We start from the raw sequence: 16132 nt of genomic DNA, 5'->3' as shown, positions 1-16132 counted from the left end.
GTCCTTATCGTTATTTGGGCTTCGCTGAGTATGACAAAATTGTTAACAGTAGGCTACAGAGATTGTGCACCCGCTGGAGTTTATTGCTTATCTATGGTCAGGTTTTGCTCCACGGTATCAGTTGCCAATTTACGACGTCTCACTTTCACTTGAGATAGAATTACCCCAGATATCACCATTAACCCACCAATGACGTGGAATTGAGTGATAGTTTCGCCTAATAGGGCCGCAGCGAGTGCAACCGCAATGACAGGTAGCAAATTCATAAACATTGCGCTGTTGTCTGCTCCAATTAAGTCAATCGCTTTTACCCAGCATAGTGGTGCAATCAGCGAGGCCAATAAACCTGCGTAGGCGATTAGTGGCAGAGATGCTGACGTTGGCATAATTGTCTCGCTAGTAAGCAAGAGAGGAAATAGCATTATGACGGCAAACACACCTTGTGTATAAATTAACATCCAGCTAGACAACTGCATTTTCCATCGTTTCAACAGTACGCAGTATGTAGCGTAAACAAAAGCGGCAAGAACCATCAACAAGTCGCCCTGAGCTACGGTTTGATGCATGAAGAAAGCAACGTCGCCTTGACCTAGCATGAAGGCAAGCCCTGCTAAAGAAATCACGCCGCCAGCAATACTGAGCATGGAGATTTTTTTACCAAGTAAAGGGACTGACATGAACACACTGATAAGCGGCACTAAAGAGGTGATAAGCGCCATGTTGGAAGCAGAGGTTGTCAATGCTGCGTAGTAGCCTAACGATTGGTTAAGTACCATTCCAAGTAGCGCAAGAAAAGCAAGCTTGCCACTGTTGCGACGAATTTCAGGCCAATAGCGTTTTAACTTTGGTAAGCAAAACGGTGTCATGACTAACATAGCGAGAGCCCAGCGATAAAAACTCATTGCGCTTGGTTCGATAGTCGATGCGGCGATCTTATTAACAATGGCATTCCCACCCCAGATGAGTACGGTTAGGAAAGGTAGTAAGTAAGCCATTGTGAGCCTCGTCGCGTTTTGTGAATTGATGTATAGTGTGACAGGTCGTTATAATTATAAATATCTCCATTCAGACATTAGGCGCGATAGGAAGACAAGTTGAAAAAAAAGTCACGTAACCTCCATCCCTCTCTTTCTATTGATAAAATGCCGTCGGACGTTTTCATGAACTTCGACGCGTTTCTTTCCAATACTGAGACGAGAGTACATTGCCACCCTTGGGGGCAGATTCAGTTGATTAGCGGTGGCATATTGGAAATGGAAGCGCAAGATACGCGCTTTCTCGCGCCGCCCCATCTTGCCATTTGGGTACCAGCCGGAGTGATGCATTGCAGTTACAACCGCAAACCATTGGAGTACTGCTCTCTCAATATTGCTCATGAGCTGACGTCGACCTTCCCGGAAAAGACCAGCCTAATTAAAGTGACGCCGATTGTTTCGTCGATTATTGAGGATTTTCGCCATCGAAGTATAAATGTGGCCGAGTCCGAAAAAGACAAACGATTAGTACAGGTGCTTTTAGATCAGCTAAGTGACCAACAAGAACAACATCACTTTTTGCCCTCTAGTAATAACAAATATTTAGCACCGATATTGGCGGCGATTGAGGAAGAGCCTACTAACGATATTAGCTTGAATGAATGGGCGAGTAGGGTACATACAACTGAGAGAACGCTCGCTCGTTATTGTCAAAGCGAACTCGGAATGAGTTTTACAGAATGGCGTTTGCGAGTTCGTTATTTGTATTCAATGGATTTACTACGAGGAGGGCACTCTGTTAAGGAAGTGGCTTTCACACTCGGTTACAACCAAGCAAGCCCTTTTATTGCGATGTTCAAGAAATACTCAGGTCAAACACCAGAACAATACAAAAACAAGTTATTGCAAAGTTGATTGAAGATTGTGGTGAAGTAGAACTAAAAAAGGAGTATGTAACACACTCCTTTTTCTAAATTACTTGTACTAGCTGCGATTAGTGACGGAATCTCGCGTGACAAGGCGACCAGTGATAAGCGGTTTTGGAGTCATTGGTTTATCATCTAAAATGGCGTCCAATTGCTCCATGGCAAAATCAACGATTTGCTGTGATGGGTAGCTAATGCAGGTCAGAGGCGGATTTAGTTGACTCGCCAGTTGAGAGTCTTCTAACGAGACGATGGATACCTCTTGTGGCGTTGCCAAGTTAAAATCTCTAAATAGGTTCATTGCTACTGCAGCTTGGCTATCGCGCATTACAACCAATGCAGTAAATGGATGATAGCTATTAAGTAATGACATGATAGCTTGCTCGCTGTTGCCATTAGCGGTCACAATCAGTTGACGATTAACTGGCATTGCAGAGTTTTGCAATGACGTCTTATAACCCTCTATGACCTGATTTGAGGCGTAACTTTCATCGTCTACGACAATGGCGATGCTTGAATGGCCTTTACTAGATAGGAAACGACAAGCGCTTTCTGAAGCAAATTTATAATCATAGCCAATAGAGTGAGACGGATCAGCCAAACTGTCTATGGCAATAATGTTGTCGTTCTTTAACTCTTCGACCGTTCCCCCCAGAGAGATAATTGCATCACAATGCCTTTGGTTTAGATCTTCGACGATACGCACTTGTTCAGCAGGCGTTTCGGCAAACTGTACAAGCATGTGTTTACCTTTGGCTTTCAGCGATTTCGCCAATAACGGGAGGTAGGTAGACACTTGGCCAGCATCCGTTGAAGAAAGAATAACACCGATGTAATCAGAGCGCTGATTGGCCAGTGTTTGCGCTGCAGCATTTGGGCGGTAGTTCAGCTCTTCTGCGGCACGCAGAACGGCTTCACGACTCTCGGGCTTAACACCGCGACTACCACTCATCACGCGCGAAACCGTGGCTTTCGACACGTTTGCTAGCAAAGATACGTCTGTGATAGTAGCCATGAAAACAACCTTATTTCATTTGCAGGGTTTCTGAAGTTGGGAAACCGTTTCCCAAAATTTCCAATATTGTACTCTTTTACTGGTACGTAGCTCAAGCTTGATGAAGGTAGAAGTGTATTATAAAACCGAGGAAAACAAGTAAAAGCAGTAAGTTGTTGAAAAAAGCAGCTCCCAAAAGGGTAGGAGCACATGAGAGCTGCTTCGACCAATTTTAAAAGATGCTCCTATACAACACCTTCCCTCTGACTCGTTCCCTGCATGGTCGACAACTATGAAAAAAGTAAAATGAGTTTACTTGCTTATTTCGCGGTGCGCTTGTGTAGTTCGATCATTTCAGCGACGAGTTCTTTTGCTAGCATAGATGTCATTAAGTGGTCTTGTGCATGAACCATCACCAAAGTCATCTTCATTTTTCCCGTACCTTCATCCGCTTCGATAAGCTGTGTTTGAACAAGGTGTGCTTGGTTTGCAAATTCTTGTGCTTCTTTCATCAGGCCTTCTGCTTCTTCAAACTCGCCGTTTTTAGCATGACGAAGTGCTTCGTAACATAGGCTGCGCGATTGACCAGCGTTGATGATGATGCCCATTACTTGTTCTTCTAAATCCATTGGTTCCATTTTGTACCTCTTAATTCTTAATGGTTCTATCTCAAAGATAGGTGTCGCCCCATGCTTATCCCCAACTAAGACTGAGGGGCGACATTTAATTTATGTAATTTGGGGTTTAAGCCGTTACAGGTTGACCTGCAGCTTCTTGTTGTTTCTTCTCTTCCGCAGCTTCTTGCTCAAGAAGTTGCTTTTCGTATGCTTTCAGGAATGGCAGGTACATCATTGCTGACATAGCCATACAGATGAAGCACATGATGACAGGACTGAATGCCCAGTTAGCTGCCCATGAAGCACCGATAGGACCTGGAGTTGTCCAAGGTGTTAGAGAAACAACGCGCTCAACTAATCCCCAATCAAGAGCGAACCAACCTAATGTTGCGTTAACCATAGGAACCAAAATGAATGGTAGGAAGAACACTGGATTCATGATGATCGGTGCACCGAATAGGATAGGTTCGTTAATGTTGAACATACCTGGAACTGCACCCATTTTACCGATAGTACGAAGGTGAACGGCTTTACTACGTAGTAGTAGGAAAGCAAGTGGAAGGGTAGAGCCTACACCGCCAATTAGTAGGTAGTGATCCCAGAAACCTTGAACAAAGATATGTGGGATAGCTTCACCAACTGCCATTGCTGCTTGGTTTACTGAAAGGTTAGCCATCCAGAATGGGTTCATAATACCAGTAACGATTAGCGCGCCGTGGATGCCTGCAAACCAAAGGATTTGACACACTAGTACTGCAAGAAGTACGGCTGGTAGCGTATCTGAAGCTGATACTAGAGGCTGTACTAATGCCATGATTGCTTCAGGAATGATCATGCCGGTTTGTGCTTCAATGAAAAGATTCAATGGGTGCAGGGTCATGATGATGGCTAACACTGGGATTAGGATTTCGAATGAACGAGCAACACCTGTAGGTACTTCTGGTGGAAGTTTAATAGTGATGTTGTTGCGTTTTAGGTAAGCATATACTTCCGTTGAGTACAGTGCTGTGATAATCGCGGTAAAGATACCTTGGCCTGAGAAGTACTGCATAGAAAGCATGCCGTCTTGCACTGGCGCAGCCACTAAAAGGAAGCTCATCAATGAAAGTAGGCCCGTTGTAACAGGATCTAGATCGTGATGACGTGCCAAGCTTGATGCGATGCCCACAGATATGAATATCGTCATGATGCCCATACTTAGGTTGAATGGCAGCATGAGTTGTTCACGGTAAGTATCAGAAAAATCTAGCCATGCTCGTGCGAATCCCCAAGTTGTTTCCGCTGAAAACGGAGGGAATATAAACACCAACATGAATGAACCAACAATCATAAAAGGTAGTGCCGCGATAAAACCGTCGCGGATAGAAGTGATGTATTTTTGTTGGCCAATTTTACCAGCAATAGGAGTCACCTTTTGCTCGATAACGTTGACCATTTTGTCGTACATAGCGCCCATGTCGTAGATCTCGTTTGGATATTAAAGAATAAGAAAGCTCGGTGTCGAAATGTGACTACAGGGGGGACACCGAGCCAGAAAACTAGCCGATTAGTTCTAGAGCAAAATCAAGAACTTTGTCGCCCTTCTGCATGCCGTAATCCATCATGTTGATTGGCTCAACTTTGATGCCGTGCGCATCCGCTTTCTTTTGGAAATCTGCTTGCATGTATTTAACTTGAGGGCCAAGTAGAACTACTTCGTAGTTGCCAACTTGCACATCAAATTCGCTTGCGCCGAACGCCTTAATTTCAGCAGCGATACCACGTTCTTGAGCTGAGGCTTCCATCTTTTTAACTAGAAGAGAAGTAGACATACCGGCAGAGCAGCAAAGCATAATTTTTTTCATTTTTCGTTCTCCAGAATCTTGAATTCCTTTTTACTATGCCGTTCTGGAAATCATTTGGAAACCGGTTTCCAAGTGATTTCCGGTTAAGTGTGAAAACGATCACTAGAAAATCTCTGTAAGGTGGATTTTTCGTGACTCAGTTAACGAACTGTCGGTGGTCTGGAAACAACATGTGAAACAAAACTATGCTGACCTTAAAACGTTATGAACATCTGAAATAGCGGGGAGGGTAGAGCTGTTTTTGAATGTATTTACGGCGACCATGAGTCGAAAAGTGTGCTGAAGTCATCAGATTTGGATGCGAAGTTTCCGCACTATTGAGTATTAGGTTATTCTTGCCCGGATCTCGACACTCGGTAACTAAGATGAACCACTCTGTAATGAGACTGTTTGCCAATCAGGTAGAGCAGTTCATGAACCCCATTGCTAAATTGCTTATGCGTAGTCAGCATTTGATGGCAATGCGTGATGGTTTCCAGTTGGCGATGCCGTTTATTTTTGTCGGATGCATGTTTGTCCCGATTATTTTCCCTCCGTTTGCCAACCCAGAGTCATGGATGTCAGTCGCTTGGCTGAACATGTCTTACACCTTAAGACCTATTCTATTGCCTACCTATCAATTAACTCTTGGAGTTGTAGGCCTCATTGTGTCGTTTGGTGTCTCAGCAAGTTTGGCAAAAAGTTATCAACTACCTGAACGACTCTCGGGATTGACGGGTTGTATGGCCTTTCTGATGTTGGCTGGTTTCTATCTGAATGGACAGGAGGACGTCAGATATCTCGGCGGGTCTGGGTTATTTACTGCGCTAATCGCGAGTATTTACTCTATTGAAGTGGTCAGGTTGTTTATTCGAAAAGGGTGGTATATCAAGATGCCTGAAGATGTGCCCATCCTTACGATTCAAAGCTTCAAACTGATGATCCCAATATTCGTGGTGCTAAGCACCATTTCAACCTTTAACGTTGCGTTGGAAGCTCAGTTTGGTGTGCATTTCCCTCAGTTGATTGAAGAGCTTTTTAGGCCCTTAGTGCTTGCGTCAGACAGTTTAGTGGCTGTACTGGTATCAATTTTAATTTGTCAGTTGCTGTGGTTTATGGGCATCCATGGAGCATTAATCATAACCGGGATTATGAATCCATTTTGGATGTCGAACCTCCTCGAAAACCAAACGGCATTAGAAGCTGGTGAGGCGGTGCTACCGCATATCTATTTGCCTGCTTTTTGGGACTTTTTCTTGTTGGTGGGCGGCGTTGGTTCAACGTTGCCATTGGTTTATTTGGCGATTAAGAGTCGGTCAAATCAATTGAAGTCGGTTGGTAAGGTGGGCGCTATTCCAGCGATATTTAATATCAACGAACCGATTCTTTTTGGCTTCCCAATCATTATGAATCCCTTGTTCCTAGTGCCGTTTGTAATGGTGCCTATGATCAATGCCACCTTGGCGTGGTTTCTCACCTCAGCAGAGATATTGGACCGAGTGGTGTTGATGATTCCTTGGTCAGTACCAGCGCCAATAGGAGCAGCGTGGGCAGCAAATGGTAGCGTGGTGAATGCTCTTATGGTCGGCTTCGCTATGCTTAACTCGTATTTTATCTATCTACCATTTTTCAAGGCACATGAAAAAATCTTGGTAGAGCAAGAAGCGGAGCGCGCTGAAAGAATGCAGCGCCGCAGAGAAGTACAATAGTTCTAATGCTAAGTTCTTTCAGCGACTAGATTGACCCGTCTACTGGTATAGGGTTTAGGCTTCGTGCTCTTATTAGTAAGAGGGCGCTCATGTCTATAAATCTTCCCACTCAATCATGCTGGCACAAGGTTACAACTCAATGGTCTCCGACGACGAAGGGCATCACATTAGCGTTGGTGTCTACGGCACTTTTTACCGCTGTTGGCGTTATCGTTCGTCTACTCAGTGACTCGATAGGTGTGTTTCAAATTCTATTGTTTCGCCAGTTAGTGTTTTTGGTATTGCTCATGCCAGCTATTGTTATTAACTTTGCCAGTTTAAGGCAACCAACCCATTTGAAACTGCATACGTTTCGAATTCTAGGAGCATTTACTGCTCTCTCTATTGGCTTTGTCGTGGTGAGCGCAATCCCGCTAGCGAATGCGACCGCACTTGGTTTCACACAAGTATTGTTTGTTGCCTTACTCGCGAGGCTATTTCTACGTGAAACGCTTTCTATGAGCCGCATATTGACGCTGATATTAGGATTTGCCGGAGTCATGTTGATCGTACAACCTAGTTTTGATGATACGTCGCTGGGTTATATAGTTTTAGGTATAGTGGCGTCGATGGGAGCGGCGATTGCTGCGATATGTGTCCGACGGATTGCGCAACTTGAATCTAAACTCGCTCTTTTGGCGTTGGTTCCGTCCACGTTAGATTGGGTATGGCCAAGTTGGAATGAGTTACTGCTTTTGGTTAGTGTCGGTGTTATTTCATCAATCGCTCAATGGTTTGGCGTGAGCGCTTATAAATATGGCGCGGCGAATGTGGTTTCCAATGTCGAATACGTGAAAATTATTTACGCTATGGGTATTGGTTATCTACTATTTGCAGAAACACCAAACCAACTAGCAATGATCGGTGTGGTTCTGCTCTTTCTGAGCATATGTGTTCCAAAATTGTTCACGAATAGGAATAAGTAAAAATGTTAACCGTTACTCAGCTAGCGCGAGAATGTAACATATCTAGAACTACTATCCTCTACTACGAACGCGCAGGTCTTTTATTTCCTGCTTATCGTTCAGGCAATGGGTACCGCTGGTATGGAGAGAAACAGGTCTCAAGGCTTAAGAGTATCCTCGCATATCGCTCTTTCGGGTTACCAATTCAAGAAATAAGTTCTTTGCTCGATAGGCAAGGAGATCAAATACAAGAGCAGACCTTGAGAGACCAGTTCAATGCACTAGAAAGAGAAATAGAGGCATTGCGAAGCCAACAGAAAGCGATTCTCACTGCGCTAGAAGAGCCTAATTTGTTGGAGACCAATTCCATGAATAAAGCACAGTGGGTTGAGATTATGAAACACTCCGGTTTTAACGAAGAAGATATGGCGAATTGGCATCGACAGTTTGAAAGAATGCAGCCAGATGCGCACCAAGAATTTCTCGAATCTTTGAATATTAGTTGTGATGAGATAGCAGAAATTCGCATAAATTCTCGGTAGCTGAGAAACCTGAAGACACAATATTGAGTTGAGATAAAGAAACTGACATTTAGCGGGTGTTATGATTTCTTGTCTTAATATACTCCCTGTTGATACTTATGGTAACCAGACGGACTTGGCAAAACCTTTCTTTGATTTTTCTTTACACCTTGCTCATCGGTTGCGTCTATCAAATGATGACCTTTCGAGAGGAGCTGAGTTGTGATGCTGAACAAGTTGTTGGTCGAATCGACGAACATCTATCGAAGATAGAGTCTGAGTTACGTGCTATCCCCATTGCTGAAACTTGTACTTCTGACGTTCAAACTGCGTTGGCTCACCACGTATTTAATAGTACCGGGATACGGGGAGTTGTGATTGCTAATACAGTAAACGATGATCCTAATTACTGCAGTAATTTTGGTGCCCACGAACGGCTTATTGATGAAGCATTTTGGGATGCAAGACAAGAAGGGGACGTGATCTTTGCTCGTCTTCATGTGACAGAGTTTCGCCGTGATCTTTCGTTCGCTCTGGCCGTTTATCGTGGTGAGCAAATTGTGATTGGCACCATTAACCCCAGGGTTATCCTAGGATGGTGGATTGAACCGTACAATAATGACGCACGCATTACTATGTCTTTCCCTGAGTCATCCAATGTCTTGTTAGACCGCAACCAAAGTGCTTTTTCCGGAAAAGAGTTGTCTACCTCACTAGCTTCTGAACGTTACCCGTTTACAATCAAAGTGACTAAGACGATGGGGTTGTTGACTAACAGAATTAAAACTTTCTTTATACGTTTATCAGTACTCGGGTTTATCGTCTTTGGTGCTGTTTTTGCCGTTGATATCTATTCAAGACTACGTAGTGATCAAGATGCCTATGAACACCTATAACTTCCCATGGGCAAAGACAGTTTCCGTGTTGGTTCTTGCCTTATTTCTAAGTGGTGGTTTAGCTTATTTACATATCTCAAATGAGATAAAAGCAAGCGCTCAGACCTCGGTACTCAGTGTCGATAAACGCATCGATGAAGTCGTCTCGGTCATCAGACAAGTACCCTACGATGAATCATGTCCAGACTCACTGATGCACGACTATGCCAACCTAGCTTACGAAAATGAACGAATTCGAGCAGTAGGGTATATCCGTGAGTCTGACGATGGTGCTTTTGTATGCAGCATGTTTGGCAAGACTTCGTTGCATCAAAAGTATTGGCGTGGCGAGTCAAATACCGATGTATTTATTGGTTGGTCGTTGTTAACCAGTTATTTTCCGGAAACATCGTTGGTTGTTGATATTGATGATGGTGATAAACGGTTCTTCGCTTACGTGAATCCACGACGCCTAGTGGGGTATTGGTTGGAACCAACACTGCCTTACGCTAACTACGCCTTTAAGTTGGATGGCGACCTTAACTCCACTTACTCTAGAAACCCGGTTGAGCCAGATGTCCATGAGATGGAGTTTGAGGTTAGTTCTTCACGTTATCCATATTCAATAACCGTTTATTCGGCTTATCATACCTTGATAAAACGTATGTTGATCTATTGGTTACGTTCAATTATCGCAGTCGCCATTCTATGGTCTTCGGTTTGGTTGCTAAACCAGTCGTTTCGGGATAACCGAAGCCAAGCCAAGCAACCTTAGTTCTAGCGAGAGCGTAAGAAAGGTAATCGCAGATTTTTCCCAAAGACATTGATTAGCGCACCTAAAACAATGAGTGCACCGCCTAAGTAAGTCCATATCGATGGCAGCTCGTTAAACAGAACAAGACCTAGCAATATCGAGAACACTATTTGAATGTAGGAATAAGCGGATGCTTTACCTGCTGCTTGTGTTTGCATTGCCTTAGTCAACCCAAGTTGTCCTATTTGGGTGAAGATCCCTACGAGTATGAGCATAACCGTAAGATGCATATCGGGTATCACAAAGTTGTCACCGATCAGTAATAGCGATAAAGGGAGTGCAACGAGAGGGAAGTAGAAAATAATAACTGAACTATCTTCAGTTTGGCTTAGTTTTCTCACAATAACATAAGCGATAGAGCTCCCTAATGCGCCAAGTAAGGCCACACCAACACTGAATAAGGGTAAATGCTCGGTACTGTTAGCACCCAATGTAGGACTGACCATGGTGTATAGACCTAACAAACTCAGCAAAATACATATAAAGGTCGAAAATTGCACACGCTCTTTCAAGAATAAGAAGGCAAGTAGCGCGGTAAAAACAGGGTGAATGTATTGTAATATTGTTGCTTCAGCTAATGGAAGGGTCGTCACGGCATAGTAGACACAAATTAAGGCAAGCGACCCCATGACACCACGAGCAAACAACAGCTTTTTATTGTTCCCCCAGATCGAGATACCTTTCCTTTTGACATCAACATAGCTGAGTATCAATGAGACAAGGGCACGAGCTGCCACAATCTCAAAGACAGGTATTCCATAAGTACTGACGTACTTTACTGACGCCGACATCAAGGCGAAGCCAAGTGCGGAGAGCACCATATAACGAACACCAACGGGTACTAATTGGTCAAAACTTGAATTCATTTGAGACTCTGGCTAAGAAAAATGACACTAACGTTATACATAACATAGTGAGGAGCATTTCACACTACGATTTGATTTTTATATAGAAAATGACCTATGTCTAAACAATTACACAGCTTGTTTTGTTAAGAACTGAGCTATCGATGCTTTCGGTTGTTTGGACAGTCTTTGCATTAAAGCAAAACTAGGATCATTGATCTTGAACCTCTCAGTCAATGAATCAACGAGGAGCAACCATAGTGATGCTGTCACTTCTGCATCGGCTAAAGCACGGTGAAAGACGCCATCATTAGCAATATTATGATAAGCCACTAAGTCGCCGAGTTTGTGGGACTGAGCTTCCTGATTTAAACGTCTTGAGACTAGAAGAGAACAGGCAAATTCCCCCGTGTAACTTTCGTTGATGAGCTCTAGCTCTGCATCCAGAAATCGCTTATCGAACGAAGCATTGTGAGCAACGAGATTACTGTTTTTTATGAAAGTTGAAAACTCACCCATCACGTCTTTACAGCTTGGCGCGTTAGCCAGCATGGCATTACTGATGCCAGTGTAATTTTCGATAAACCCACTGACACGAAATCTCGGATTCATGAGGGATTGAAACCTATCGATTACGGTGCCGTTTTCTAGCTTAACTGCACCAATTTCAATAGCTCTGTCGCCTTGATTTGGTGAAAGACCAGTGGTCTCAAAGTCGAGTACTACGACAGATTTGGCAGATGAAAGCATCATTATAATCTCGTTATTTGGGTAGGGCGCAAAGTCTAACGTGAAGTGGCAGGAAGGGGAACATTAAACAAGGAGAGTTAAACAAAAAAAGAGGAATCCTAGGATTCCTCTTTTTCAATAATGTTTAAGTCTTACAGTTTCTTCGAAAGAATACCTGTTAGAGCAATGATACCGATACCCATCAACATGATTGGACCTTTACCACTGTCGAAGCCGCTTGAGATTCCCGCAAACGCAACGATTGCTACTGCTACAGGAATTACGAACTTAACTAGGTTGTACCAAAGACCGAATAGTGGGAATTTCACTTCACCGTCGTTAGTGATTTCTTTCTCAAGTTCTTCGCGGCTTAGTCTCCAACCTGCGAAGATACACACCAACATACCGCCAACAGCTAGGAAGATCTTATCTGTCATTAGGTCGAAGATGTCGAATGCACCAGTGTCAAACAATGTTGGACCAACGCCACCTAGAGATAGAGAAGCAAAGATACATAGTACCGCCATTACTGCAGCTGCAGAGAGTACTGCTGTAGTACGCTTGAAGCCTTTCTCATCGATTAGGTAAGACACAACTACTTCTAGTAGAGATACCGAAGACGTTAGTGCTGCAACAGTTAGACCTACGAAGAATAGTAGTGCGAAGATTAGACCAACACCGCCCATTTCTGCGAATAGCTGAGGTACAACAACGAAGACTAGACCAGGACCAGCTGCTGGCTCCATACCTAGAGCAAACATTGCAGGGAACATTGCGATACCCGCTAGGATTGCAACACCAGTGTCCATTGCCGTAACCATACCTGTAGTTTGAACAAGGTTCTCTTTCTTCTTCAGGTAGCTACCGTATGTAATCATACAGCCCATACCTAAACTTAGAGAGAAGAATGCTTGGCCAAGTGCTGCAAGTACAACACCACTGTCTACTTTAGAGAAGTCAGGGCTAAACAGGAACTCAATACCCGCCATTGCACCTGGTAGAGACAAACCTTTCACTGAAACAATGATGAGAATCAGGAATAGGATTGGCATTAGGATCTTACCTGCTTTTTCGATACCGCCAGAAATACCGCGGCTAACGATGATTACGTTCATTAGCAAGTAGATACCCATCCACATCAATGGTTGAATTGGGTTAGTGATGAAACCACCGAAACTATCGCCGATAGCTTCAGGGTTACTTAGAAGACCAGTAGATACTTTTTGAACGTACGCTAGAGCCCAACCACCTACAACAGGGTAGAAACCCATAATAAGTAGACCACTTAGTACGCCGATGACACCTACGAAAGTCCAACGACCGTCTGTCGACTTAAACGCACCTACTGCACTACGACCAGTCTTACGACCAACCGCGAACTCAGTTAACATTACGCTAAAGCCAATGAAAATTACGAATGCAAGATAGATAACGATGAATGCACCACCGCCATTTTCACCTGCTGTGTAAGGGAATTTCCAAATATTACCAAGACCAACTGCAGAACCTGCAGCGGCCATTACGAAGCCTAGCTTCGAACCCCAATTGTCGCGGGGTGCTGTGTTTGTATTACTCGTTGCCACGATAACTCCGATAATCTGTTGTGTTTGTCCGTAACTTTGGCGCCGAAAAGTTTGTGTATTTATTTTTATACACTTTCTAAAATTTGTGGAGGCGCTTTATCAGTGACAAGTAAACCAGTTTATGATTGGAGTTGGAAGTCTAAAAAGTGTTTTTTTCTAACTTTTGTCATCAAATTGTTGTCAACTGCTGATTTTTTAAACGTTCGTCATTTTATTTTCTAAATTTTCTTGACTCGATAGCGCTATTTATTGAATTAGAATAATCACTCCATTGCATAAAGTAGGGATTTGTTCTGACGCTAACCATATTTCTAGCACCACTTTAGGAGATCGTAGGATATTATATTGCAGAATTACCTATTAACAATTCGGCAAAAAATCAGGTTGTTTTGACTAAAAATGTAATACAAGTGGCTTACATAACGCATAATTAAGCAAAGTTTTTATGTGGAAATCACCTTGTCAATAGCATGGCTTTATAAAAGTTATTGTAGTTAATGTAAATTATAGTTTGCAGTTTATTTGTTGTTTGAACTGGCTAAGTGGAAATTTTATAGATAATTATGTTTAGTTTAGTTGAAAAAATAGGTTATTGCTTCGATTGATGTTGCGGGGCGGTAATATAACCAAGAACTCATTAGGACGTTGTGGTTGTTGGTGAGCCAATTTTCATCAGGGATAAAAAAAGCTCCGCCAAATTGGCAGAGCTTGGTTGACATCAAAAGACGTTATACTTTGAATCGATTGAGTATGTTCTCTTGTTGGTGAACATTACTAAACTGCTCGGTCATTGCTGTGTTCGCATTGTTAGCCGAATCGGAAACCTGTTCACTAAGATCTTTAATTTTGATGGTGTTGGCATTGATCTCCTCTGCAACTAAGCTTTGCTCTTCAGCAGCCGCAGCAATTTGCATATTCATGTCAGAAATCTGCGCTATAGATTGGCGGATACGTTCCAACGCATCATTTGCACTTTGTGCTCTTTCAACAGCAAGGCTAGCACTCTCTTTACTCTGAGTCATAGCGCTAGAAACAGAATGCGCTCCACTTTGCAGTTGCTCTATCATACTACGAATCTCTGTCGTTGATTCTTGAGTACGTTGTGCAAGCGTGCGAACTTCATCGGCGACAACAGCAAATCCACGACCAGATTCACCAGCACGAGCAGCTTCAATAGCCGCATTGAGTGCTAGTAGATTAGTCTGGTCGGCAATATCGTTGATGACTTTAAGTATGGTTTCAATGTTATCTGTTGCCGTCTCAAGGCCTTGAACTTCAACTACTGCATCTTCAATACTGTGTGAAAGGTTGGTGATAGCTGATGTTGTGTCTAAAACGACAGCAGAGCCTTCCTGTGTTGCATTGTCTGCTGCTTGAGCGGCACTGGCTGCTCCTTGAGCATTGTTTGCAACTTCAGCGGAGGTACTTGCCATTTCATTCATCGCCGTAGCAAGTTGTTCCAATTCTTGCAACTGGGTATTCATTGCTATTGCCGAGTGCTTTGAGCCTTCAGTTGTTTGTTGAGTCAGGGTAAGAATCTTGGTGGAGATCTCTTTAGATTGAATGATCTGTTGCTGAAGGTTTGCAGTAAAGGTGTTGAATCCTTTTGCTAGTTCGGCAAACTCCTCGTCGGTATCTGTATCCAAACGATGGGTCAAATCACCGTCTCCGTTCGCTACGTCTTGAATCGCTGTATTGAGGTCGTTCAATGGGCGCATAAGGAAACGAATGAGTAACGTTAACGCAATGACACTAACAACTAGACCAGTCAAAATGAAGAAAATTGACTGATTTCGTAGTTCGCCAATTGCAGAGAAAGCGATGTCTTTATCGATAATCGCACCAACATACCAGTGCTCCTCCGGTACTTGAACCAGATTAACCTGATAGTCTTTACCATCAAGCTTCAGTTCTTGAACACCCTCAGAGAGTGTAATACCTGGCAAGAACTTGCTGATTGGCTCTCCGTTTAAACTACTGTTTGGGTGCGCGATAGTCATGCCTTTATCTGTGACTACGAATAAATAGCCAGCGTTGAATAAATTGGTTTGGTTTACCAGATCTGCGAGTGTTGTTAGGGTTACATCGAATACTACGCTACCAATGAAACGCCCAGTTTCATCATTAAGTGGTGAACCCAGAGAAATAATGACGTTCTTTGTCGAGGAGTCTACGTAAGGATCGGTAATGATAGTGTTTCCCGACGACTTAGCTTCTTGATACCAAGGACGTGACCTTGAATCATAAGAGGCATCTGGCACCCATCCATCATTACTTAATAGGGAACCGTCGTTTTCGTATCCAACACCAACTGCTTGGAAACTGGATTTAAGTGTCGGTGTTGTTATGACGTTGTTGACATAGTCATTCTCAGTGGGCGCAATTTCTAGTGACTCAGTGACGGCACTCGCTAAATCGCGCTTGGAGTTTAGATCATAATTAATGGTGTTTTTAACACCGGTAATAAGCTCATGAATACTGCCGTCAATATGACTTTGCAACTCAGAGCGAACGGTAACAAGTTGGGTAATTCCGAGAGTGGAAACGGTCACGAGCAACAAGGCTGCTGAGGCCGAAACGATTTTGTGACTAAATTTCATACTACGTCCTAGATTGGCTTAAACCTATAGCCGATTGGCTAGCCAGTACTGATTTGATAATTATGATTATTTTTAGGGTTAATAAGAACAGTGTCTTGTATAACTTTAAATGTTATCGGTGGCAAGCAGCATTACTTTAGTAGTTATGTCATTAAAAATGACTGGTCGGCGTTCTAAT

The 16132-nt window shown here is 43.2% G+C and carries 15 protein-coding genes; 6 read left to right on the top strand and 9 right to left on the bottom strand.

The features are described 5' to 3' along the window. Positions 1–80 precede the first annotated feature (80 nt). A complete protein-coding gene (locus tag L2W36_RS06560; RefSeq protein ID WP_124941886.1) occupies positions 81–995 on the bottom strand; it encodes a DMT family transporter in 915 nt (304 codons plus the stop codon). 99 nt (positions 996–1094) lie between these two features. On the opposite strand from L2W36_RS06560, the gene L2W36_RS06555 reads away from it, so the two are divergent. Then, positions 1095–1889: an AraC family transcriptional regulator gene (locus L2W36_RS06555; RefSeq protein ID WP_006069021.1), complete on the top strand. Its 795-nt coding sequence runs from the start codon at positions 1095–1097 to the stop codon at positions 1887–1889. A 69-nt stretch (positions 1890–1958) separates the two neighbouring features. Here the strand turns inward: L2W36_RS06555 and L2W36_RS06550 are convergent, their stop codons facing one another. The 4 genes from L2W36_RS06550 to L2W36_RS06535 all read right to left on the bottom strand — a co-directional run bounded on the left by L2W36_RS06550 (position 1959) and on the right by L2W36_RS06535 (position 5355). Further along, the gene (locus L2W36_RS06550) at positions 1959–2915 is read right to left on the bottom strand and encodes a LacI family DNA-binding transcriptional regulator (RefSeq protein WP_006069020.1); all 957 of its coding nucleotides are present in this window, start codon (positions 2913–2915) and stop codon (positions 1959–1961) included. A gap of 299 nt (positions 2916–3214) precedes the next feature. Then, positions 3215–3532 carry a PTS N,N'-diacetylchitobiose transporter subunit IIA gene (gene chbA, locus L2W36_RS06545; protein WP_006069019.1) on the bottom strand — a complete coding sequence of 106 codons (318 nt, stop codon included), beginning with the start codon at positions 3530–3532 and terminating at the stop codon, positions 3215–3217. A 106-nt stretch (positions 3533–3638) separates the two neighbouring features. Next, a complete protein-coding gene (locus tag L2W36_RS06540; protein ID WP_236109620.1) occupies positions 3639–4967 on the bottom strand; it encodes a PTS sugar transporter subunit IIC in 1329 nt (442 codons plus the stop codon). Positions 4968–5049: 82 nt separating this feature from the next. Next, positions 5050–5355: a PTS sugar transporter subunit IIB gene (locus tag L2W36_RS06535; RefSeq protein ID WP_006069017.1), complete on the bottom strand. Its 306-nt coding sequence runs from the start codon at positions 5353–5355 to the stop codon at positions 5050–5052. Between the two features lie 365 nt (positions 5356–5720). Between L2W36_RS06535 and L2W36_RS06530 the strand changes: the two genes are divergently transcribed. From L2W36_RS06530 to L2W36_RS06510, 5 genes are all read left to right on the top strand, one after another. Continuing rightward, positions 5721–7043 carry a PTS sugar transporter subunit IIC gene (locus L2W36_RS06530; RefSeq protein WP_038221529.1) on the top strand — a complete coding sequence of 441 codons (1323 nt, stop codon included), beginning with the start codon at positions 5721–5723 and terminating at the stop codon, positions 7041–7043. Positions 7044–7132: 89 nt separating this feature from the next. Continuing rightward, positions 7133–8008, top strand: coding sequence for a DMT family transporter (locus L2W36_RS06525; protein ID WP_236109619.1), 876 nt, complete (start codon positions 7133–7135; stop codon positions 8006–8008). 2 nt (positions 8009–8010) lie between these two features. Then, entirely contained in the window at positions 8011–8529 is a 519-nt protein-coding gene (locus tag L2W36_RS06520) for a MerR family transcriptional regulator (protein ID WP_062455508.1), read from the top strand. A gap of 98 nt (positions 8530–8627) precedes the next feature. After that, positions 8628–9404, top strand: coding sequence for a CSS-motif domain-containing protein (locus L2W36_RS06515; protein ID WP_088878210.1), 777 nt, complete (start codon positions 8628–8630; stop codon positions 9402–9404). After that, positions 9346–10158 carry a CSS-motif domain-containing protein gene (locus L2W36_RS06510; protein WP_236109618.1) on the top strand — a complete coding sequence of 271 codons (813 nt, stop codon included), beginning with the start codon at positions 9346–9348 and terminating at the stop codon, positions 10156–10158. The genes L2W36_RS06515 and L2W36_RS06510 overlap by 59 nt, the downstream gene beginning before the upstream one ends. A 2-nt stretch (positions 10159–10160) precedes the next feature. Here the strand turns inward: L2W36_RS06510 and L2W36_RS06505 are convergent, their stop codons facing one another. The 4 genes from L2W36_RS06505 to L2W36_RS06490 form a co-directional block, all read right to left on the bottom strand. Further along, on the bottom strand, positions 10161–11063 hold the full coding sequence (locus tag L2W36_RS06505) for a DMT family transporter (RefSeq protein ID WP_171389527.1): 903 nt from the start codon (positions 11061–11063) through the stop codon (positions 10161–10163). Positions 11064–11171: 108 nt separating this feature from the next. Further along, complete coding sequence (locus L2W36_RS06500; RefSeq protein WP_236109617.1) at positions 11172–11795, bottom strand: 3'-5' exonuclease; 624 nt, start codon at positions 11793–11795, stop codon at positions 11172–11174. Between the two features lie 128 nt (positions 11796–11923). Further along, positions 11924–13354 carry a sodium-dependent transporter gene (locus L2W36_RS06495; RefSeq protein WP_038222077.1) on the bottom strand — a complete coding sequence of 477 codons (1431 nt, stop codon included), beginning with the start codon at positions 13352–13354 and terminating at the stop codon, positions 11924–11926. 728 nt (positions 13355–14082) lie between these two features. Then, positions 14083–15954 (bottom strand): methyl-accepting chemotaxis protein, encoded by a 1872-nt coding sequence (locus tag L2W36_RS06490; RefSeq protein ID WP_236109616.1) that lies wholly within the window; start codon positions 15952–15954, stop codon positions 14083–14085. Positions 15955–16132: the final 178 nt, after the last annotated feature.

The sequence above is a fragment of the Vibrio sp. McD22-P3 genome (genome assembly GCF_021568915.1).
Classification (GTDB): domain Bacteria; phylum Pseudomonadota; class Gammaproteobacteria; order Enterobacterales; family Vibrionaceae; genus Vibrio; species Vibrio mediterranei.
Note: the sequence above shows the minus strand (reverse complement) of the source record. Positions and strands in the feature narration are given on the sequence as shown.